15 protein-coding genes are annotated in these 21352 nt (G+C 42.8%); 8 read left to right on the forward strand and 7 right to left on the reverse strand.

What is annotated here, in order from left to right; translation table 11 throughout:
• Window positions 1-60: 60 nt before the first annotated feature.
• Window positions 61-1980, reverse strand: a complete 1920-nt coding sequence (locus YK48G_RS07590; RefSeq protein ID WP_203630126.1) for a heavy metal translocating P-type ATPase — start codon at window positions 1978-1980, stop codon at window positions 61-63.
• 218 nt (window positions 1981-2198) lie between these two features.
• On the opposite strand from YK48G_RS07590, the gene YK48G_RS07595 reads away from it, so the two are divergent.
• The 5 genes from YK48G_RS07595 to YK48G_RS07615 all read left to right on the forward strand — a co-directional run bounded on the left by YK48G_RS07595 (window position 2199) and on the right by YK48G_RS07615 (window position 7263).
• Window positions 2199-2840 (forward strand): NAD(P)-dependent oxidoreductase, encoded by a 642-nt coding sequence (locus tag YK48G_RS07595; RefSeq protein WP_203630127.1) that lies wholly within the window; start codon window positions 2199-2201, stop codon window positions 2838-2840.
• Between the two features lie 283 nt (window positions 2841-3123).
• Complete coding sequence (locus YK48G_RS07600) at window positions 3124-4455, forward strand: ammonium transporter (RefSeq protein WP_203630128.1); 1332 nt, start codon at window positions 3124-3126, stop codon at window positions 4453-4455.
• 219 nt (window positions 4456-4674) lie between these two features.
• Complete coding sequence (locus tag YK48G_RS07605; protein ID WP_203630129.1) at window positions 4675-5823, forward strand: permease; 1149 nt, start codon at window positions 4675-4677, stop codon at window positions 5821-5823.
• A gap of 17 nt (window positions 5824-5840) precedes the next feature.
• A complete protein-coding gene (locus YK48G_RS07610; RefSeq protein ID WP_203630130.1) occupies window positions 5841-6350 on the forward strand; it encodes an 8-oxo-dGTP diphosphatase in 510 nt (169 codons plus the stop codon).
• A 25-nt stretch (window positions 6351-6375) separates the two neighbouring features.
• Entirely contained in the window at window positions 6376-7263 is an 888-nt protein-coding gene (locus YK48G_RS07615; protein WP_203630131.1) for a diacylglycerol/lipid kinase family protein, read from the forward strand.
• An 825-nt stretch (window positions 7264-8088) separates the two neighbouring features.
• Here the strand turns inward: YK48G_RS07615 and YK48G_RS07620 are convergent.
• The 5 genes from YK48G_RS07620 to YK48G_RS07640 form a co-directional block, all read right to left on the reverse strand.
• The gene (locus YK48G_RS07620) at window positions 8089-9729 is read right to left on the reverse strand and encodes a DUF5776 domain-containing protein (protein WP_203630132.1); all 1641 of its coding nucleotides are present in this window, start codon (window positions 9727-9729) and stop codon (window positions 8089-8091) included.
• A gap of 177 nt (window positions 9730-9906) precedes the next feature.
• On the reverse strand, window positions 9907-11352 hold the full coding sequence (locus YK48G_RS07625; protein WP_203630133.1) for an NAD-dependent succinate-semialdehyde dehydrogenase: 1446 nt from the start codon (window positions 11350-11352) through the stop codon (window positions 9907-9909).
• A 259-nt stretch (window positions 11353-11611) separates the two neighbouring features.
• The gene (locus YK48G_RS07630; RefSeq protein ID WP_203630134.1) at window positions 11612-12967 is read right to left on the reverse strand and encodes an MFS transporter; all 1356 of its coding nucleotides are present in this window, start codon (window positions 12965-12967) and stop codon (window positions 11612-11614) included.
• Between the two features lie 456 nt (window positions 12968-13423).
• Complete coding sequence (locus YK48G_RS07635) at window positions 13424-13873, reverse strand: universal stress protein (RefSeq protein WP_203630135.1); 450 nt, start codon at window positions 13871-13873, stop codon at window positions 13424-13426.
• 28 nt (window positions 13874-13901) lie between these two features.
• Entirely contained in the window at window positions 13902-15503 is a 1602-nt protein-coding gene (locus tag YK48G_RS07640; protein WP_203630136.1) for an Nramp family divalent metal transporter, read from the reverse strand.
• 417 nt (window positions 15504-15920) lie between these two features.
• On the opposite strand from YK48G_RS07640, the gene YK48G_RS07645 reads away from it, so the two are divergent.
• Entirely contained in the window at window positions 15921-17069 is a 1149-nt protein-coding gene (locus YK48G_RS07645; protein ID WP_203630137.1) for a glycoside hydrolase family 3 protein, read from the forward strand.
• A gap of 14 nt (window positions 17070-17083) precedes the next feature.
• Complete coding sequence (locus tag YK48G_RS07650) at window positions 17084-17950, forward strand: tyrosine-protein phosphatase (protein WP_203630138.1); 867 nt, start codon at window positions 17084-17086, stop codon at window positions 17948-17950.
• 72 nt (window positions 17951-18022) lie between these two features.
• On the opposite strand, the gene YK48G_RS07655 is transcribed toward YK48G_RS07650, so the two are convergent.
• Window positions 18023-19390, reverse strand: coding sequence for an FAD-binding oxidoreductase (locus YK48G_RS07655; protein ID WP_203630139.1), 1368 nt, complete (start codon window positions 19388-19390; stop codon window positions 18023-18025).
• A 973-nt stretch (window positions 19391-20363) separates the two neighbouring features.
• Between YK48G_RS07655 and YK48G_RS07660 the strand changes: the two genes are divergently transcribed.
• On the forward strand, window positions 20364-21272 hold the full coding sequence (locus YK48G_RS07660) for a PLP-dependent cysteine synthase family protein (protein ID WP_203630140.1): 909 nt from the start codon (window positions 20364-20366) through the stop codon (window positions 21270-21272).
• The last annotated feature ends 80 nt before the right edge of the window (window positions 21273-21352 follow it).

The raw sequence follows: 21352 nt of genomic DNA on the forward strand, positions 1-21352 counted from the left end.
CCCGGGATTTCCGGCCAAGATGCCTTATGCTCCAGTTTCTAACCGCTTTGCTCCGCTCACTTACTGTTTTAATGGTAATCCCGATTCCCGTAAAGATAATTGATCTGGATCAAGTTTTGCTGATTTTGTTTGATAGTTAATTAATCGCATCGCGTTAAAGATGACAACTAAGATACTTGCTTCATGGACAAACATGCCACTAGCCATGTAAATGTAACCAAGCATTAGCCCGATTAAAAGAAATCCCACTGTCGCAATGGCGATGAAGATATTTTCTTTAGTATTAGCAACCGTCTTTTTCGCCAATCCAAACGCGTGAACCAGTTCGTCAAATTTTGATGCCATTAACACCACATCCGAAGTTTCGACCGCTACATCGGTACCCCCGCCCATGGCAATTCCGATATCTGCTGTGGCAATTGAGGGACTATCGTTAATTCCGTCACCAATAAAGGCGATCCGATGCCCCTGGGACTGATACTTCTTAACGTACGCCACCTTTTGTTCCGGCATCAATTCTGCGTGGACCGTATCAATACCAATCTGATTGGCGACCGCTTCAGCTGTTGCTTGGTTATCACCAGTTAACATGACGGTCTTTTTAATGCCTAGGCGCTTAAGTTGTTGCAGACTTTCAGCGACGTTTTGACGCACAACATCCGAAATGCCTAAAATCAATTGAACTTTACCGGCAACCGCAACGATAACCGATGAACTGCCTTGGTTTTGAATGCCGACAAGGTCACTTTGTTGCTGGGTTAATAAATTAATACGGTGATCCATCATTAACGCCGCGTTGCCAATCAAGACTTGCTGACCATTGATCGTTGCTTGAACGCCACGGCCCTTAATGGTGTCGACCGACTTAACCGAATACCGATCTGAGTCAATCCCGTGGTCATTTGCAAATTGAACAACGGCATTAGCCAATGGATGATCTGAATGCTGTTCAATAGCCGTTGCCATCGCCAAACTCGTGTTATCCATTCCATAGTTTTTAACCTGAGTCACAGCCGTTTTGCCCTCTGTCAAGGTTCCGGTTTTATCAAAAACCAGTGTGTCAACGTTGGCGAGTGTATTCATAACCTCGCCACCCTTAATTAAGACGCCGTTCTTAGCACCATTACCAATTCCGGCAACGTTTGAAACCGGCGCGCCAATCACTAACGCCCCTGGGCAGCCAAGGACTAAAACGGTGATTGCGAGGCGAAAGTCTTTAGAAACCAGACCGACAACTAACGCGATGACTAAAACAGCTGGCGTATAATAAGTCGCAAACTTATCGATAAATTTTTCAGCCGGTGATTTCGTATCTTGAGCGTCTTCAACTAACTCCACAATCTTACCAAAGGTCGTTTCATCCCCAACTCTCGTGGTCTCAACCTTAACCGTCCCGTTATCCAAAATTGTGCCGGCGTATACTGAATCACCAATGCTTTTGGTAACCAGTCTTGATTCGCCCGTGATACTGGCTTCATTCAAGTGGCCAGAACCGTTAACGATTTTACCGTCAACTGGAATTTGCCCACCAGCTTTAACCAAAACCACGTCACCTACGTCAATGAAATCCACGTCAGTTTCTTCTTGATTGCCAGCTTCATCCACCACCGTAGCAGTCGTTGGTGCCATTGCCGTCAAATTCTTAATCGAATGACGCGTTTTTGCCAATGTCTTATCTTCTAAAAAAGTGCCAAAAAGAAACAAGAAAGTCACAATTGCCGATTCGTTGTATTCCCCAATGATAAAGGCGCCAATGACTGCGATGCTGACCAGTAATTCAATGCTGATCGTCTTAAATCGGAGTGCCGAAATGGCTCTTAACAAGATTGGCACTGCCGAAATAAGGGAAGCTAAAATAAAAGCCCCCGTATAAACCAATTGAGCGCCTAGCAAACTTCCCAGCGTCCCAATGCCAATCAGAATTGCTGTTGCTAAAGTAATTTGATTAATATGTTGATTAATGAATCGTTGAATTTTCATAATGATTCGCTCCCGTCCTTTGATGATGATTCAAGTATATGAGCAAACCATCAATAAAGAATTGATGTAGATCAAGTATTCACTGGGTTAATCAATAAAAATCATAACGCTTTGTGTATGCAAACCATTTTCTTTATAATGAAGATAGCATTTAAATTTTTAGACGCTTTGCTTCCTCTTTAGAAAAGCTGTGCTCACAAATTTATGAGGTGATACTAATGAAAATTATTGTAATTGGTGCAACCGGTCGAGTTGGTTCGACCGTTGTTTCAAAACTAGCTAAGGATTCTGATATGGAAATTTATGCGGGTGCTCGCCACCCAGAGAAGATTCCAGAATCACCAAACGTTACCCCTTTTCGAATTGATCTCTACGATACCAAAGATGATATTAAAGAAGCATTACCCGAAGCTGGCAGATTAATTTTTGCAGCTGGTTCAGGCGGCAAGGATCTCTTACAGGTTGATCTTAACGGCGCCGTCAAAGTCATGAAGGCCGCCGAAGAAAAAGGTCTCTTACGATTTATCATGTTAAGTTCCAAGGGATCATTGACACCGGATCTCTTTTCCGGCAAGAATCGGTCACCATTGGCAAATTATCTCATCGCAAAGTATTACGCAGATGAATGGTTAATGAATAACACTCATTTGCAGTACACAATTCTCCAGCCGACTGCTTTAGTTGATAAGCCAGGTTCCGGTAAAGTCACTTTGGGCGATTACACGACCAACGAGAACAGCATTGAAAACGTTGCTGAAGTCCTGATTGGTCTGGCGGAACACAATGCTTCAATTGGAGAAGTTATTGAAATGAGTACTGGTAATGAGCCAATCCCAGACGCAATTAACCATTTGACCTAAACTGATTTTTTATGTAAATTTTTAAGAGGCAAGCTGACATTTCCATTTTAAGGACTGTTAGTTTGCCTCTTTTCGTATGTTAGAATTATTTACATTTTCGCCAACAGACTTCATTTCTTTGGCAAAAAATTATTGACGTCACTTATTGCTATCATAATGACCTTGGTGTCGCTTACAAGATTACTTATAATTCTCTTATTTTCTAATTGATTTCAAAAAATACTGGAAGTTTTAAAACGATGATGTTAGAATTTATGACATTAAGAAAAAGGGAAGCGATGTTATGAATGCGGCAAATACATCTTTTATGATTCTATCCAGTATTTTAGTCTTGTTCATGACCCCCGGCTTAGCGTTTTTTTATGGGGGCCTGGTTTCAAAGCGAAACGTAGTTAACACGATGTTGTCCGTCTTTATCATGACCGGTGTCGCCATTGTGTTATGGATCGTTATCGGCTATTCATTATCCTTTTCCGGCAATATTGGCGGCGTGATCGGCAATGTCCAAAATTTTTTCATGAACGGTGTCGATCTTACCGCGCTTACGGCAACTAAAATTCCGACCGGGATTTTTTCAGTGTTTGAAATGATGTTTGCCATTATTACACCGGCATTATTTGTTGGCGCCGTTGTTGGCCGGATTAAGTTTAACTTTTTATTAGTCTTTTTGATTCTCTGGTCCATTATTATCTATTATCCAATGGTTCACTTAGTTTGGAGTCCCCACGGCATTCTTTACGGCCTTGGCGTCCTCGACTTTGCCGGTGGTACCGTTGTTCATATTAATGCAGGGGTCACGGCCTTCGTCTTGTCCGCCTTTTTAGGCAAACGAATTAAGTTTGGTGATCGGCCGCACAATCACTACAACCTGCCATGGGTTTTGCTTGGCGCAACCATTCTTTGGATTGGCTGGTATGGCTTTAACGCCGGGTCGGCATTAGGCGTTGATAACATCGCAGCTCAAGCGACCATCACAACCACCATGTCAACCGGGACCGCCATGGTAACTTGGATGATTCTTGATATGGTGATCTCTGGCAAGCCAACCTTGGTAGGCGTTTGTACCGGCACCCTTTGTGGACTAGTTGGCATCACGCCGGCCTGTGGGTTTGTCACCATTGCCGGTTCGTTTTGGATTGGGATGTTCTCAACCTTTGCCAGTTACTTCTTTGTTAACTACCTGAAAGATCGAATTGGCGTTGACGATGCATTAGACGCCTTTGGCTGCCACGGTGTCAGCGGGATTGTCGGTAGTGTGGCTACCGGGCTGTTTGCAACCAAAACGGTTAACCCGATCGTTACTCACAATGGTGTCTTTTACGGCGGCGGCTTTCACCAGTTTGGTATCCAATTATTGGCTACGGCTGTCACCATCGTCTTTGTCATCATTGCCGCTTCAATTATCATCAAAGGGCTCAGCCTCATTATGCCAATGCGGGTTGATCGCAAAGAAGAGGAACTTGGGCTTGATCAAGGCGAGCACGGCGAAGAAGCCGACTACACCGTTGGCATGAGTGACGACCTCGCCGAATACCGTTCCGACATGAACCTCTATTCAAAAGAATTCCGTGGGCAAATGGCAAACTTGGCGCCAAAAGATCCTCCAACTCACTAAGAATCAAACTTAATTGATTAAAGTCACAACTTTCTGCCCATTCATTGTAGAAAATTGCATCATCCCCATAGTAATTACGCGTTATTGAAGCGTAACTGCCGTGGGGATTTTCTTATGGCTGGCTTGTCATTTCTTCGCGGTAAGCATAATATTCAATATGTATCAAATAGTTGATTTAGCCCATCGAAGACTCATTGGGTATTTAAGGGAGGAACACTGTTGGCGGATAAAAATTTTTTACCTCTCCCCAAGGAGCTGCAAGCGCAATTGGGGATTAGAGCTGGGAACAACGTTGAGGTAATGTTCACCGAAACAGGGATTATGATCAAATCACCACAAAAACCGCTGAACATTAAAAAACGGCGTTGGCGTACAGTTATTTTGACCGTCTTGATGACGATTATTTTTTTGAGCTATTTTTTGGTTCGCCGCATCACTTACGTCTCTTTGACCGGTGGCGAATCAGTCGCTACTGCTTGTCTTGGATTATCAACAATGAGCGGTTTAATTAGCTTTACCATTTCATTCATTCAACTTAAACGAGCCAAAGAATCAGTGGTCCAGGCCATCTCTTGGCGGAACTTCCCAACGATTGTGGCCGCTGGCGCCTTGATTAGTTTTATGGTCATGGCCGGCCTATTTTGGTTGATCGGCAATATTTTTAAAGGCGCCAAGTTTGATCTGGTGACCTCCACAGCCGTCTTTGGCGTCATCACGTTGATCATCACTCAGATGATGGCCAACGTCGTGCCGCAACTTTCCTCTCGACTGCTGACAAATACCTTTATCGCCATTATCGTCAGCGGCATGGTCTTGGCGATGCTTAGTAATCAAAATCTATATTGGTGGAAACGCAATTTAAGTTTTCTTGGCACCATTGACGCGCAAAATGCTTGGGAATTCAATCTCACGCTAATTTTCTCCGGGCTCATCCTAATTGCGCTCATTGATTACCTGTTTGTGTCGTTGAAACGGGTATTTAACCGAAACCGCCGACTATTGGTTTTGCGGATTCTTTTAACGCTGTTAGCCTTAGATTTGGCCTTCGTCGGCATTTTCCCCAATAACCTGCAGCTGCACTTATTGCATAATCGGGTGGCCGGCTCACTGGTTTATTTAGTCCTAGCCCTTATTTTAAGTATCAAGTGGCTACTACCAAATATTTCATCAGATTTTCTTCACCTCTCGTGGCTAATTGCCGGCGCGCTCTTACTTGGCGAAATTCTTTTTCAAGTAGTGGGTTACTTATCGCTAACCGCATTTGAAATCTTAGCTTTTCTATTAGCGTTTAGTTGGCTGGTAATGCTTTTTGAACGACTAAATGATTACTTAGAACCTACCCGTATCCGACACTACGTTGTAAAATAAACGATTGAGGTGATGAGATGACTTATTCCAGAACTGAACCAATCGAAATGGTCAATATGTGTATGATTTACAACCGGGAAACAGATGAAGTACTTGTTGAAGATAAAACCGACGTCGCTTGGAAATTTGGCCATACGTTTCCCGGTGGCCACGTTGAAAAGGGTGAAAGCTTATACGACGCCATGGTTCGTGAAGTACGCGAAGAAACCGGCCTTCAAATTAGCCACTTAGAATCCTGTGGCACCGTCGAATGGGTTAACACCAACCCCGCATATCGGCGAATTGGCTTTTTATATCGAACCAGCCAATTCAGCGGTCAATTGAAACCATCGACGGAAGGCAAAATTTACTGGTTGCCTTTAAGTGATTTAACTGAAGCAAATACCGCTGAAAGTTTTATGAAAATGCTTAAAATTTTCACCGATCGTTACGCCGTTGACGCAACCTCACCAATCATGAATGGCTCGCTCACCATAATCCCCAAACATGACTCATCAGCTAAATCATCATACAATGAGTATGACTAGCCAAGGATGACAAGGGAGGTGCGCCATGCAAAACTTCGTAATTATTTATAACGGTAATGCCGGCAAAAGTGATAATGAACGAATCGCTAATCAGGCAAAAACTTTTCTTGAAAAGAACGGTAAAACTGTTACTTTACAAAAGACAAAATCTGAAAAAGATGCTATATCGAAGGCTGCCTCGGCGGTAGGTCAATATGATTGTTTAATCACAATTGGAGGCGATGGCTCTATTAATACCGTTTGTACTGGATTCTTGCAAGCTGGCCAAGCAATTCCGCTGGGGGTCATTCCGGGCGGGACAGTTAATAACTTCGCCCGAGCGTTGAAGATTCCCTTAAATACCGATGACGCGATTAAAAATCTCCTAACGGGTACCCGAAAAAAAGTTGATTTAGGAACGATTGGCCCAACCCCGATGATCAGCAGTTTAACTTTAGGCCGACTGGCTGATATTGCTAGGAATATTAAGGACGATGAAAAGAAAAAATTTGGCAAGCTCATTTATCTCGTCAAAGGGTTTAAGGAATTATTTACGAACCGTTCTTATAAATTGAGAATTTCGGCTAACGGCCGTGTTGAAACTTTGCGGGCTCAAATTCTGTTAATAACGACCACTAACTCTGTTGGCGGCTATATTGATTTTAATCCAGAGGCTTCATATGATGATGACTATTTACATGTGTTTATATTAAAAAAATTTACATTGCCCAAATTATTCGCCTACCTTTCTTATTTTCTTACAGGTAACTTGAAAAACAACGATGATGTTAAGTACTTTAAGTGCCAAACTGTTAAAATCGAAGGCTTATCACGCCGAGAAATCCAAGCCCGGATTGATGGCGACCCGGCGATGGCACTGCCAATTACGGTTAAAACTAAAGCCAACTTTTTACAAGTTATCATGCCAAACTAATATTTCTGATATGAATCGAATAAACAGCCCAACCGAATTAGTCAAGTCACTGGATCATCTTGGCAGTACGGTTGAGCTGTTTATTTGGCTGTTAATATTTAGAGCTAAATGTTAACGTTTGGCTCGCTGTTCTTTATATGAACGAAATTGCTGATAAATCGAATAGGCTAATTGCCCTACTGCGATGATCATCGATAATTTTGTCCAAAAACCAGTTTTTTTCATTACCATCCCTCCAGTGAGCGGAGCAAAGCGGTTAGAAGCTGGAGCCTAAGTTATCTTGGCCGGAAATCCCGGGCTTGGATTTTTGGCCGAGATGGCTTAGGTGCAAGCTTCTGCTTTGCGGAGCTATCCTAAAATCAGTGAGCGGAGCAAAGCGCTTAAAAGTCGGAGCAGAAGTCTCCTTCAACAGAAATTCCCGGGTTTGGAATTTTTGTTGAAGGTGCTTATGCGCAGACTTTTGCTTTGCGCAGCTGTCCTAATAAAGTGAGCGAAGCCAGGCGCTTAGAAAGCGGCGTATAAGGCTCCTCGGATAGGAATTCCCGGGCTTGGAATTTCTGTCCGAGATGCTTATACGGAGCTTTCTGCCTGGCGCAGCCGTCCTAATAAAGTGAGCAGAGCCAGGCGCTTAGAAAGCGGCGTATAAGGCTCCTCTAACGGAAATTCCCGGTTCTGGAGTTTTTGTTAAGGGTGCTTATACGCAGACTTCTGCTTTGCGCAGCTGTCCTACAAAACAAACAGCTCCCTTACAAGTTAATCATCATTTTAATTAAAGAACTGGTCGTTCGCAATTTTAAACTCTGGCGTCTAACAAAATAACGCTACTTAATTACTATGAGCCGCCACCAATTTTCGATTAGCTGTGATATAGCTACCATCACTTAAGACATATCGGGTAGTTAAATGAAAGTTTACAATTCGTCGAGGCTTTAAAATCGTTCCTTTTTGATAATGCTTCAATTTACCAGTTAAATTTTTCAACCGATAAGCATTAATCCCGCTTGGATTAATGACGACCACTCGACCTTTATTATAAGCATCATAAACCGGTCGAACGTCACGCAAATCAGTGGTGATATACCCCTTATTGCCAGCGGTCCGGCTCAAATGATTAACGTCACGGACCCGATAACGCAGCTTGCCATCATTTGACCGCGCATAACCGATCACAACAAACATTGGCCGGAATGGTCGTGACACTTTTGAGTAAACGAACCGGCGGCTAGACTGACTAAAGTTAGCTGATCGATAAAGATTAATTTTTCGAATTGCATAGACTGCCAAGCCTTTGACCGCCACTTTGCTTGGCTGATTACTTGTTTCAGCGTGCCGTTCCGTTATTTTTGGCTCAACCGATGCCAGCGGTTTACTGTTCAGGTTATTCACTCTGAGTTCCCCAGTGGCGTGTTCGAAGGTTGAAGTCCCTTGCGTCTGGGGAGTTGATTGCCCTTTCTGCTTGATAACCGGCTGTTTTTCGCCACCATTAATAATGACAGTCGATTTTTGATCAACTGCTGAACTTGCTAATCCGGTCTTAGCAGGCTGAATGGGTTGACTAATCACTGCTGTTCCAGCGTCCGTTGTTGGACTAAGTGATTTTGTCCCAGAGTGAGTGGTTGCTTCTTTTGATTCTGGAATCTCCTTTTGAACAGCTACTGTTTGATTGACAACCAGATCTTTTTTCTTTGAAGCATATACTGGCTTTTCTTGGACATTATCTTCAACGGGTTCAACCTTAGTGTCCGGCTTAGCTTGACTGCTTAGCTGCGGCTTAACGGCAGTTTGACTAATCATTTTAGTCTCAGCGTTGTCAGAATTATCTGGGTGGATACTCTGAAGCACGTAATAAAAGTTAACTGTGTAGGTAGGATCGCGTAACTCTTTGAACGTAAAGTTCACCGATTTATCTAAGTTTTGAGCAAAATACCGATCCGGGATCCTAACATCCCGCAACTGATACCCCTTAATTGCTTTGGGGATAATTGTCACCTTATCAGTATAATGTAACGTTCGGGTGTCCGTAGAAATGACCGTTTCCTTTTGCTGATCAATATAATTTATATTAACTGTCGCCGTATATAAGCCAGTGCTTTGTTTTCGATACTTTAACCGAATTGGATGCGCCTGATCATTATCCCCGCTTGGCAACTTAGCCAGCTCAGTCGTTATCGGCACATAGTCCTTAATTGCTGGCGCCTCAATTGCTTGGCCTACCGTGCCCGCCACTGCAATCGGGCCAGTCCCTGGGATATCTTCCCAGCTGCCATCCCGGTCCAGTTGATATTGAGGCTGTACGTAAACTTGGACAGCCTGACGAGTTGCCGCGGCTGCTGTTAACGTCATTGTTGAAGCCACTGGTGATTGCAACAGCATCCAGCCGCCAACTGCCGCTAATAAAATTGATGCCAAATACCGTGAGGATCTGCCTAATTGTTGCCTAAATCCATAATTGTTCCTATTTTGCACTTAAATTCCCCTATTCATTTTAGTTTAAAAGAAGCTTCTTTGCTCCTTATAGAGTATATATACGGAAATAAAAATGACCATTTTTTTATTTTTTGGAAAAAATAAAAAATTCGCCAGAGATTTAATTCCCTGACGAATTTTATTAGACAGACACTTAGAAATCAAAACTAATGCCTACTATTTGGTTTTGCTTAATTCTTTTGGTTGTGGATCCATTGCGACCAAACCACCAGCCAAGTTATCCATATTTGGCTTTGCAGTCTTAACGATTAACTGTTCATTAACAAAGGCCTCTTCACCAATGTGGCTCATTTCACGACCGTAGCCTGAGAGCTTAACGCCACCAAATGGTAATTCTGGCAATGTTGTCATAAAGTTATTAACAAAGACCATCCCAGTTTCAATCTGAGAAGCAACCTCTGCGCCGTGATCTTCATCACCGGCAAAGACAATGCCACCAAGGCCATAAGGGTTGTCATTGGCAAGATCAATGGCTTCTTGCTCGCTGTGAACCTTGTAAACGCAAGCAATTGGGCCAAACAACTCAGTATGGTAAGCTGGGTTATTCTTGGAAATGTCAGTCAAGATGGTTGGCATAAAGAATTGACCTGGTAAGTCAATTGGTTTATTACCATAAACAACTTTAGCGCCAGCAGCAATTGCCTCGTCCAGTTGACCTTGAAGCTTATTCTTAGCTTTTTCGGTGTTCATCGGAGCAAGTGATGTTGATGGATCCATTGGGTCGCCTGGTTGTACTTTGCTGAACTTATCTTTCAAAGTGTCGACAAATTCATCATAAACGTTGTCCATGACAATGAATCGCTTAGATGAAGTACATACTTGACCAGTATTGTAGAGACGTGCTCGCCATGCGATATCGGCAACATCATCCATATTTGCATCACCTAAAACGATGAATGGATCCATGCCACCAAGTTCCATGGTGTTCTTCTTCAAGTTCTTGCCAGCAGCTTCAGCGACCGCTGTCCCACCACGCTCGGAACCAGTCAAAGCAACTCCTTGGACCCGAGGATCTTCAATTGCTTCGGTTACTTGATCATAAGTCAAGAACATGTTGGTCAATGAACCTTTAGGGGCACCAGCTTCAGCAACCACATCGCAGAACATTTGAGCTGAGGTTGGCGTGTTGGCAGCGTGCTTTAAAATCATGGTGTTACCAACCATAAAGTTAGGAGCGAACACCCGCATGATTTGATAATATGGGAAATTCCACGGTTCAACCATCATAATGACACCAGTTGCGTGTTTTTGAATTTCAGCTTGCCCAGTTGCAATCGTATCAATCTTTTCTGGGGCTAAAATTTCTTCACCATGATCCGCAAACCAATCAGCGATGATCGCAACCAACTCAACTTCGCCCTTTGATTCACCAATTAATTTGCCCATATCAATCGTACAAGCTTTGGCTAATTCATCTTCGTGCTCCCGCAATTTAGCAGCAACGTTATGCAGAATCTTTGCCCTCTCGGAAATTGGTTGTTTCTTCATTGCACGATAAGTGGCGTCACTTTCAGCAAGCACTTCTCCAAGTTGAACATCCGTTGCAAAAGGATACTCCTTCACAACTTCATTATTGTAAGGATTAACAGTTCGATAAGCCATTATACAACCTCCTATTATTGAAACTCACAACATTAAACTTTTAAATGACAAGACAACCAAAGAAAGGGCTTCATGGTTGACTCGTTGATGAACATGGTAGTTTATACAGGACTTTAGGCATCCAATTCTGAATGACCCTTTATCATCCAAAAAAAGAATACCATATTTTGAAAGCGAGTACAATAATATAGATTGTGATTTTCAAAACGTTCTAGTCGTTCAATTATAGATTGAATTAGAAATGAAAACTGCTTACATTTCACAAATGCGAATCTGCTCCCCTTTTCGTAGTATCTTTAATTTTGAAAACCAAAAAAATGGCAATTATTTCAAGAATTAGAAAAGTCAAAAAGACGTTATTGAAATTCTTTTCACCCAAAACAACGGTCGCCAATACAATCGCCGTTGAACCCATGACCTGGCGAACCGTCGCAATCACCGATGAACCATGGGGAATTAGGCTATTAGCTAATGAATTGGCACCAAGCGTAGTGGCTGGCATCATCGCAAAGGCATTGCCGGCCTCAATAATTATCGAACAGAGAACGGCAACCCACACATTTCTCAAACCAGAACAAATCAGCAACGCGCCCCAGCCAACGATGAACAAAGCAAATCCAATCAAGATAACTGGTTTAAACCCAATCCGATCTGCCAGGCGACCACTTCTTCGATTCAACCAGGATAAAAAAGCGGCAGCTGGCACTAATGCCAACCCTGACCAAAGTGGGGTCAATCCGATTATTTGCTGGTAATACAGTGGCATCACAATTGTAACGGTAATTAGTGACATATAAGATAAGGATGTCAGCGCAACGCCTAAATCAAAATTGGGAATTGCTAAAATATCTAATCTGAGTAACGGCATTTTCATATGTAACTGCCGATGAACGAACAGCACTAATAAAATTAATGAAACCACTAAAATTCCCCAGTTAAAGTAATCTGTCAAGGCCATATGAGAAATTTCATTAATAAAGTAAAGCAAGCCAATAATGCCAAGTGACATGAAAACAGAAATAAAATCGAAACTAGTCGAATGTATTTTCAGTGGACTCACAACCGTTTTCAAAGCCAAGAAAAAAACAATTGCTAAAACCAATAAGAAAAACCCAAAAATTGCCTGCCAATTAAGAATCTGTAATAAAACTCCAGACACGATTGGGCCTACTGCCAGTGCCGATCCCATAACTAACCCGACCGTCCCCATGACGGTTCCACGATTAGCCGTCGGTGTAATCTCTAAAATGATTGATTGATAAGACGGAAATAACACACCAACACTAAATCCTTCCATTAGCCGACCAAGCATCATAATTAAAAAGTTTGGCGCAAAAATAATGATCAGTGTGCCAATCACAAAGTTAATTAATAGGCTCAGATATAATGGTTTAAATTTAAAGTTAGCCATCAACCACGGGGACAATGGCATCACCACCGACATAATCAGCATGAAGCCGGTGGTCAACCAAGCAATTGTACTGGCTGGTAAATTAAAATATTTCATAAATGTCGGATAGGCGGTTGAAAGCGAAGACTGGCTAATTGACATTGTAAACGTTCCTAACAACAAGGTAAAAACAAACCATTTTCGCTGTTTAGCTGTCAAAGTCATGGTATTCCCCCTAAAAATTAAAGTGAGCGGAGCAAAGCGGTTAGGGATCGGAGTGTAAGGCTCCTCTAACGGAAATCCCCGGGCTTGGAATTTTTGTTAGAGGTGCTTACACGCAGATCCCTGCTTTGCGCAGCTGTCCTATCATCAGTGAGCGGAGCCAGGCGCTTAGAAAGCGGAGTATAAGGCTCCTCGGACAGGAATTCCCGGGCTTGGAATTTTTGTCCGAGGTGCTTATACGCAGCTTTCTGCCTGGCGCAGCTGTCCTAATAAAGTGAGCGGAGCAAAGCGGTTAGAAAGCGGAGCCTAAGTTGACTTGGCCGGAAATCCCGGGCTTGGATTTTTGACCAAGATGTTTTATGCGGAAGTTTCTGTTTTGCGCAGCTGTCCTAAAAAAAAAGCCAGCACAATGATTGCACTTAGCTCTTTAAGTTTATAACAATGGAAATAATCGAGTAATTAACGCACAACCATCACAGAGATTGGCGCGTATTTTGCCATATAAGCAGCTTGAGATCCAAAGTACTTTCGAACACCAGTCTTAGATAACGAGCCAACGATCAATAGGTCAGCTTTAACAGCCGGAATAATCGTCTTAACGATTGTTTCTCCTGGGTCACCTTCTTCAACAACTGTGTCTACTTGCTTAACCCCAGCCCTTAAGGCCAAATTACGGTACTCACTTAAATGTTGAACCAATTCTTTGCGTTCACCGTGGACATAGTCCTTGTTAAGTACTTGATAAACATTCATTTCTTCGTGTTCAAGGATTGAAGCAATGACTAATGAAGCACCAGAAAGTCGGGCTTCTGAAATTGCATAGCGAAACGCTAACTGGGCATCGGGTGAATCATCGACACCGACTAAAATGCGTTTAAACTTAGTATGTGGCATATCATTTTTGTCCATCTTTTATAATGCTCCTCTCATGACTATTTTACTCTTCTGGGTTCTTACTTTCATCATAATATTCTTCAGTTGTCTCAAAGCGTTTTGGCATCTTATCACGGCTTTGATACAAATCATAAATTGTCCATAAGAGAAGCAAAACAATCGCCACAATGATACCATAAGCGATTCCATGAGCTAATGAAACCGTGCTGGCAGAAGGGTTAGCTCCAAAGAAACTCGTGATATTATCTGGTAAACCTTTCATATTTAGGAAGGTCAAGCTTAAAACTGAAATCCAACCAAGAATCTTGACCCACAGCGTGTTCTTGAAACGATCGCCCATTTCTTTTGAATTATCAGTCATCATTAACAACGGCAACATTGAAAATGGCAAGGCAAAAGCCAAGAAGACCTGTGAGTTGTTCATTAACGTGTTGAGCGCCTCATGTTGCCTAATTGGTGATTCGCCACTTGTCATGGCAACACAAATCAAAACAGGAATTACTGAAATCAATCGAGTTACTAAACGACGAAGCCATAATGGCATTTTCATGTGAATGAAGCCTTCCATAATAACTTGGCCAGTTAAGGTACCCGTAATGGTTGAATTTTGACCTGAAGCCAGCAAGGCAACGGCAAATAGGATCGACAAGATGCCTGACTTAGCAACAGCAATCAAAATTCCGTTACTCAACATAGAAGTGTTTGATAAAGCGTCAAACAAACCGAAGAACGACGGATCCTTAACAGCGCCAGTCTTGAAGACTGCAACTCCCATAATTAAGAGCAGTGAGTTAATCACCCAAGCACACGATAATTGAATGTTGGAATCCCATGTTGCAAACCGAACAGTTCGAGCGACATCTTCTTGATCGTTATGATCCACTTTCCGAGTTTGTGAAATAGCGGAATGCAAGTACAAATTATGCGGCATAACCGTCGCACCAATAATTCCTAAAGCACCAGTCAATGGTGTATCACCATTAACATGATCTGCACTTGAGAAGGTTTGACCAGTCGGAATTAATCCCTTTAACATATCAGCAATATTTGGTTCTGACAAAGCAACTTCATAAACGAAAACAAATAAGATGACTAAGATCAGGCAAACAACAATTGCTTCAATCTTTCGAAAACCAACTTTAGTCAATAATAGCAATAGCAAAACATCAAATACCGTAATGAATACAGCGTAGACAAGTGGAATATGGAATAATAGGTAAAGCGCAATCGCTGCACCGATAACTTCCGCAATATCAGTTGCCATAATCGCTAACTCAGTTAAGATCCATAAAACATAGCCAAGTGACTTACTGGTTCGTGCCCGGATTGCCTGAGCCAAATCCATCTGAGACACAATGCCCAGTTTAGCCGCCATATACTGCAGTAACATAGCAATTAAACTCGACATTAAGATAACAGACATTAACAAGTACTCAAAATTTTGACCACCTGTAATTGAAGTTGACCAGTTTCCGGGATCCATGTATCCAACCGCTACTAGCGCACCCGGTCCTGAATACATAAACAAAGTTTTCCAAAATCCATGTCCCTTTGGAACCTCAATCGTTCCGTTAATCTCTTCCAAAGAAGGACCATTTGCATAATGAATCAAATGCTGCTTCTTTGGTTGCTTTTCTGTTGGCATCAGTGTACCTCCTCATTTTTGGTTCAAATTTATCCTATCATAATTTCAACTAATGTAAATCCTCAAATTAGGGTAACCTAACTTAGTTTTTAACCGAAATAAAAAGAAAGTCGCTTACTTATAAACAAAGAAAGCGCTTATCATGGCGACACTAATTATTTTATATTTTTTTGATTTCGCAACGCAATTTAGCGTCTAGAGGAAGCTTAATTGGATTTTTACGTCCCCCTTCCTTTTCAATAACGATTGCCTTTTTGGCCTTAGTCGCCATTTGTCAATAATCCGCTGAGTTCATTGCCCGGAACTGTCGTTCAATATATTTAATTTGCAATACTACTGCTCACACAAACGGTTTTGTCATATAATTATTATGATCGTGTTATTGATATTATTATATGTTTAAGGAGATTATTGCTTGTGAACAACTATATCAAACATGTCACGTCATTTACGGCCCTTACTGCAGTTTCTTGCGTGCTTGGATTTGCTACTCCTTGGCCAACTACCGAAACAATCGCTTCAGGTACCCATCACCAATCAACGACGGAACAAAAGATTGATAACCAGATCAAACACATGACCCTCAACGAAAAGATCGGCCAGTTGTTTGTAACCGCAGTCTCGAACAACCAAGCCGCCACTCGGCATGATATCAAGGCCTACCATTTGGGCGGTATCATTTTGATGGGCAATAACTTTGTCGGCACGCGATCTTCGTTTAAGCACCGCTTGAAAAATTATCAAAGCAGTGCCAAAATTCCACTCACGATTTCAACCGATCAAGAAGGCGGCTCCGTTTCCCGATTGAGTGCCAACAAGCGCATTTCGGGCCACAGTTATTATCTCTCGCCCCAACAGGCACTCCATCGCGGCGGTATGAAAGAAGTGTTATCAATGTATCGCTACCAAGCAAAACAATTGCACCGTTTAGGGATTAATTGGGATTTTGCCCCAGTAGCTGACGTGTCCAAGCATCACAACAGCTTTATATATGACCGAACTATTGGCAAGGGCTATCAAAAAACTTCTAAATACATTGCTGCCAGCGTGCCAGCTATCCAAAACCAACATGTTGCTGCCACCCTCAAGCATTTTCCGGGATACGGTTCTGCGGCAGATACTCACACTGGATCAGCAGGCGTCAACCGTTCACTTAAAACGTTTGAGACAAAAGATTTCCGGCCATTTAAAGCCGGCATTAACAGCGGCGTTGACTCGGTCATGGTCACCCATATTATCTTGAAAAAAGTCGATCCTCATAAACCCGCTTCCTTATCCAGAAAAGATATCAACTTGCTTAGAAACCAGCTTCATTTTAAGGGTGTTATCGTTTCAGACAGTCTGCAAATGCAAGCAGTTGGCAACTATGCGGTTTCCCACCATGTCTATCGAGACGTTGCCGCGTTCAAAGCTGGCAACGATGTTTTACTTACCAGCGACTATAAGCGCGGCATCAAACAATTGCATCGAGCTGTTGTTAAAAAACAAGTTTCTGTTAAACACATCAACAGTGCCGTCAAACGTATTTTGACAATGAAGGCTAAAATTGGACTGAATATTAAGTAATTGAAGGGATCATAATGAGCCGATGGAAACAATTAGTGTCGCTTTTAATAGTCGCCATGACAGGCTTGAGTTGGGCATCAGTTTCCACAAACGCCAGCACAACACCAACTGGATCAACCATTCAGCTCTCCGGAACCTACAACACGCAAGACTTGGGCGGCATCAGGACTAAAAATGGGCTAAAAATTAAAAAGAACCGACTAATTCGCTCAGATGCCTTAGCCAAACTGACTAACCACGATAGGTGGAAACTAACGTATCAAATTGGTTTGCGAACGGTTTTCGATTTTCGTTCCATTGGGGAAATCAACCGTGCTAAAGATAATAGGCTAAAAGGCGTTCACTACCGGGTTGATAGCGTGATGGCCAACTCAAAATTTGGTGTGCACACCGTTAGAACTTACGCAAACCAATTAGCAAACCAACGAACAACTAACATGTTGACCTTTTACCAAAGGATGGTTATCGATAAGCACTGCATCCATGCGTATCGCCAACTAATGATTCAGTTATTAAAACAGCATCATGACGCGTTGCTTTATCATTGCACCTACGGAAAGGATCGAACCGGAATTGCAACCATGCTGATTTTAGTAAGCTTAGGAGTTCCCAAAAAGACAATTATCGCTAACTACTTAAAGTCTAATGCGGCGCTGAAGCCCGTAGTCCATCAAGAATTTCAGCAACTAAAGCGCGCAACTCATAATCGCCGAGCTTTAGCCAACTTCAAACGGGCAAGAGAAGCCAAAACGAGTTACCTAAATGCAGCTTACCGCGCAATAAACCGCCATTACGGATCAATGAATCACTACTTAAACGATGCCATGGGTCTATCCGTCGCAAAAATTCATCGATTAAGACAGTTATACCTTACCAAGTAACGAAGAAAAGAAGCTTGACGGTATTTTGCCGCCAGGCTTCTTTTTGGTTTCAAAAACGTTTATGAAATTTACTTAAACTTTTCTACCAGGATTCAAAATATTATTCGGATCAAAGGCCTGCTTTACCCGACGCTGCAAGTCCACAACGTCTTTGCCTAATTGTGGCAAGACCCATTGATACTTCAAATCACCAATTCCGTGTTCAGCGGAAATGGTACCGCCAATCGACTGGACATATTTGAAAATCTTATTAATCGCCTCGTTAACATCTGCTGGCGTTTCCGCATATTCTTTTGAGACCGCAAAGTTTGGGTGAAAATTGCCATCACCAGCATGTCCGCCCAAGAAGGCCGTGACCTTTGACGTGAACGTCAAATTTTCCACAAAATCAGCTAGATCAGGCAGCTTAGACAGTGGAACGGCAACATCTTCGACAATTAATCGGCCATACGCTGCTTCGGCCTGATAATAATCTTGGCGGATTTTAATAATGCGTTTAGCATAATCTGGATCATCAGTGACGTTAACTTGCAATGCACCGGATTTTTTAAGAATTTGTTTCAATGCATCGACGGCTCCAGCTGGCGCAACGTCCAACTGAAAAATGAGCAACGATTCCGCCCCACCTTTACCCAGATCGGATTTTTCCAAATTATCCAAGGCTTCGATGGAGGTTTTATTGAGCGCTTCCATCATCGATGGGTAAAGGCCGCTACCCGAGATATTTTGAACGCCAACGCTTAATTGTTTCATGTTAGCAAAGGTTGCCAAACCAGTTACCGGATTACCAAATGGAATTGGCAGTAATTTGACCGTAGCGGCTGTGATAATGCCCAAGGTTCCTTCTGAGCCAACAAACAAATCTGTCAAATCATAAGGGGCGTTATTCTTAAACGTTTTGCCGCCAAGCTCGACTAATCGGCCATCAGCTAACACCACTTGAAGGCCCACGACGGACTGCTTAGTTGTTCCGTACTTTAACGAACTCATCCCACCAGCATTCGTTGCAATATTGCCGCCAACCGAACTGATTCGCTTTGAGCCAGGATCCGGTGAAAAGAAATATCCTTGTTTTCTAACCTCTTCATCGAGATCAGAATTCAAAACGCCTGCTTGGACAACTGCATATTGGTTTGGAATATTAATCTCAAGAATCTTATTCAATTTGGTCAAATCGATGATTAAACCATCCTTTTCGGCAGCTGAACCATTAACAATTGAGGTGCCAGCACCTCTAGCGGTAACTGGAACCTTGTTTTGATTAGCGAACTTAACCGCTGCTTGAACATCGGCCACGCTTTCGGCTTGAATCACCGCTAAAGGAGCGTTACTTTCTTCAATTGCTTCAGTAAACCGATCGTTACTAAGCTGATTGATCATATCAGGATCGGACACAACGTGGCCATCTGGTAATGATAATTCATGAATATTTACTGACATCTTGTTTTCAACCTTCTTCTTAAATTAATAGTGAGCGGAGCAAAGCGACTAGAAACTGGAGCATAAGGCAGCTTGGCCGGAAATCCCGGGCTTGGATTTTTGGACAAGATGTTTTATGCGGAAGTTTCTACTTTGCGCAGCTGTCCTAAAATCAGTGAGCGGAGCAAAGCGGTTAGGGATCGGAGTGTAAGTCTCCTTTGCGGGAAATTCCCGGGCTTGGAATTTTTCGCAAAGGTGCTTACGCGCAGATCCCTGCTTTGCGCAGCTGTCCTAGAATCAGTGAGCGAAGCCAGGCGCTTAGAAAGCGGAGCATAAGTCTCCTCTAACATAAATTCCCGGGTTTGGAATTTGTGTTAGAGGTGCTTATGTGTAGCTTTCTGCTTGGCGCAGCTGTCCTAATAGTGAGCGAAGCAAAGTTGTTAGAAAGCGGAGCATAAGTTAACTTGGCCGGAAATCCCGGGCTTGGATTTTTGGGCAAGTTGACTTAGGTGCAGCTTTCTGCTTGGCGCAGCTGTCCTAACCGTACTTACTTGGCACTTGCCGATAATTATGAGTAAAATATTAGAGTTTGTCAACGTTCTTTAGAAACCGATTGCAATTAAATGCGTTGTCAAGAAACTAACGTATAACGATTCTTCAAGATCTTTAAAAAGGCATTTTGCAGAACTTATCTGAGCATTTTTTAATAATTAAATCATTTTTTAGTTGACAAATGACGTATTCTCCAGTATTCTGTGGTCAACAAATTTCGGAGGTGTCTTTATGACTCAATTGATGTTTAATGCGATCAACAACTGTTGTCGAACAACGCACTTTTGGCGATGTTCGGCCTGTTTGCATGCATTGACATTTGAGGCATAAGACCTTAAAGGTTCAATTTATACCAGGCATGAGCTAAGCGAAGGGTGCGAAAATTCTGATGAGTTTTCGCACCCTTTTTCTATCTTAATTTCACTTAAAAGAGGATGAATCCATGTTAATCAATTCAGTTTCTGAACTTATCGGCCACACACCACTTATCGACTTACAGATTGACGTACCCCATCACAGCCACATTTATGCCAAGTTGGAAATGTTTAATCCTGGCGGCAGCGTTAAAGATCGACTTGGCCAGTACCTTATCGAAGATGGCATCAAAAAACACAAGATTGGTAACCAAACAACCATCATCGAACCAACCGCAGGCAATACGGGGATTGGTGTTGCTTTGGCCGCTCAACAGCACCATTTACCAACCATTTTAGTCGTTCCAGAAAAATTTAGTTTTGAAAAACAGCAGTTAATGAAAGCGCTGGGTGCCCGCTTAATTAATACACCAAGTGAACTGGGAATCAAAGGCGCTATCGCTAAAGCTAGGGAATTGGCTAAAGAAATTACTGATAGTTACGTTCCCATGCAGTTTGAAAATCCAGCCAACCCAGCCACTTATTACCATACCCTGGCGCCGGAACTGCTTGCGGATTTAGATGCGCCAATCACAGCCTTTGTTGCCGGGGCAGGCAGTGGTGGTACTTTCGCCGGCGTCACGCAATATCTTAAAGAGCAAAACCCGGCCACCAAGGCCATTGTGGTTGAACCAGAAGGCTCGATTCTAAACGGCGGGCCGGCTCACCCGCATCGAACAGAAGGAATTGGCGTTGAATTTGTCCCGCCATTCTTCAAAAATGTAACCATCGACCAGACTCTCACCATTTCAGACGAGGCTGCGTTTGCCCAAGTCAAACAAATGGCGGCTACCCAGGGGTTATTTATCGGCAGCTCAAGTGGCGCAGCCTTGGCCGCCAGTCTACAAGTTGCTGAAACCTTACCGGAAAACAGCCAAATCGTGACCATTTTCCCAGACAGCAGCGAACGTTATATGAGCGAGCATATCTACGAGTGAGCGAAGCAAAGCGGTTAGAAAGCGGAGTGTAAGGCTCCTCTGGGGGAAATTCCCGGGTTTGGAATTTTTCCCAGAGGTGC

The sequence above is a fragment of the Lentilactobacillus fungorum genome, from assembly GCF_016860605.1.
Classification (GTDB): domain Bacteria; phylum Bacillota; class Bacilli; order Lactobacillales; family Lactobacillaceae; genus Lentilactobacillus; species Lentilactobacillus fungorum.

Excerpts from the sequence above, each read along its gene's own strand:
- YK48G_RS07625 (WP_203630133.1), bottom strand. The coding sequence starts at position 11,352 with ATGGCTTATCGAACTGTTAATCCTTACAATAATGAAGTTGTGAAGGAG.
- YK48G_RS07640 (WP_203630136.1), bottom strand. The coding sequence starts at position 15,503 with ATGCCAACAGAAAAGCAACCAAAGAAGCAGCATTTGATTCATTATGCA.
- YK48G_RS07590 (WP_203630126.1), bottom strand. The coding sequence starts at position 1,980 with ATGAAAATTCAACGATTCATTAATCAACATATTAATCAAATTACTTTA.
- YK48G_RS07600 (WP_203630128.1), top strand. The coding sequence starts at position 3,124 with ATGAATGCGGCAAATACATCTTTTATGATTCTATCCAGTATTTTAGTC.
- YK48G_RS07615 (WP_203630131.1), top strand. The coding sequence starts at position 6,376 with ATGCAAAACTTCGTAATTATTTATAACGGTAATGCCGGCAAAAGTGAT.
- YK48G_RS07660 (WP_203630140.1), top strand. The coding sequence starts at position 20,364 with ATGTTAATCAATTCAGTTTCTGAACTTATCGGCCACACACCACTTATC.
- YK48G_RS07635 (WP_203630135.1), bottom strand. The coding sequence starts at position 13,873 with ATGGACAAAAATGATATGCCACATACTAAGTTTAAACGCATTTTAGTC.
- YK48G_RS07630 (WP_203630134.1), bottom strand. The coding sequence starts at position 12,967 with ATGACTTTGACAGCTAAACAGCGAAAATGGTTTGTTTTTACCTTGTTG.
- YK48G_RS07595 (WP_203630127.1), top strand. The coding sequence starts at position 2,199 with ATGAAAATTATTGTAATTGGTGCAACCGGTCGAGTTGGTTCGACCGTT.
- YK48G_RS07655 (WP_203630139.1), bottom strand. The coding sequence starts at position 19,390 with ATGTCAGTAAATATTCATGAATTATCATTACCAGATGGCCACGTTGTG.
- YK48G_RS07650 (WP_203630138.1), top strand. The coding sequence starts at position 17,084 with ATGAGCCGATGGAAACAATTAGTGTCGCTTTTAATAGTCGCCATGACA.
- YK48G_RS07610 (WP_203630130.1), top strand. The coding sequence starts at position 5,841 with ATGACTTATTCCAGAACTGAACCAATCGAAATGGTCAATATGTGTATG.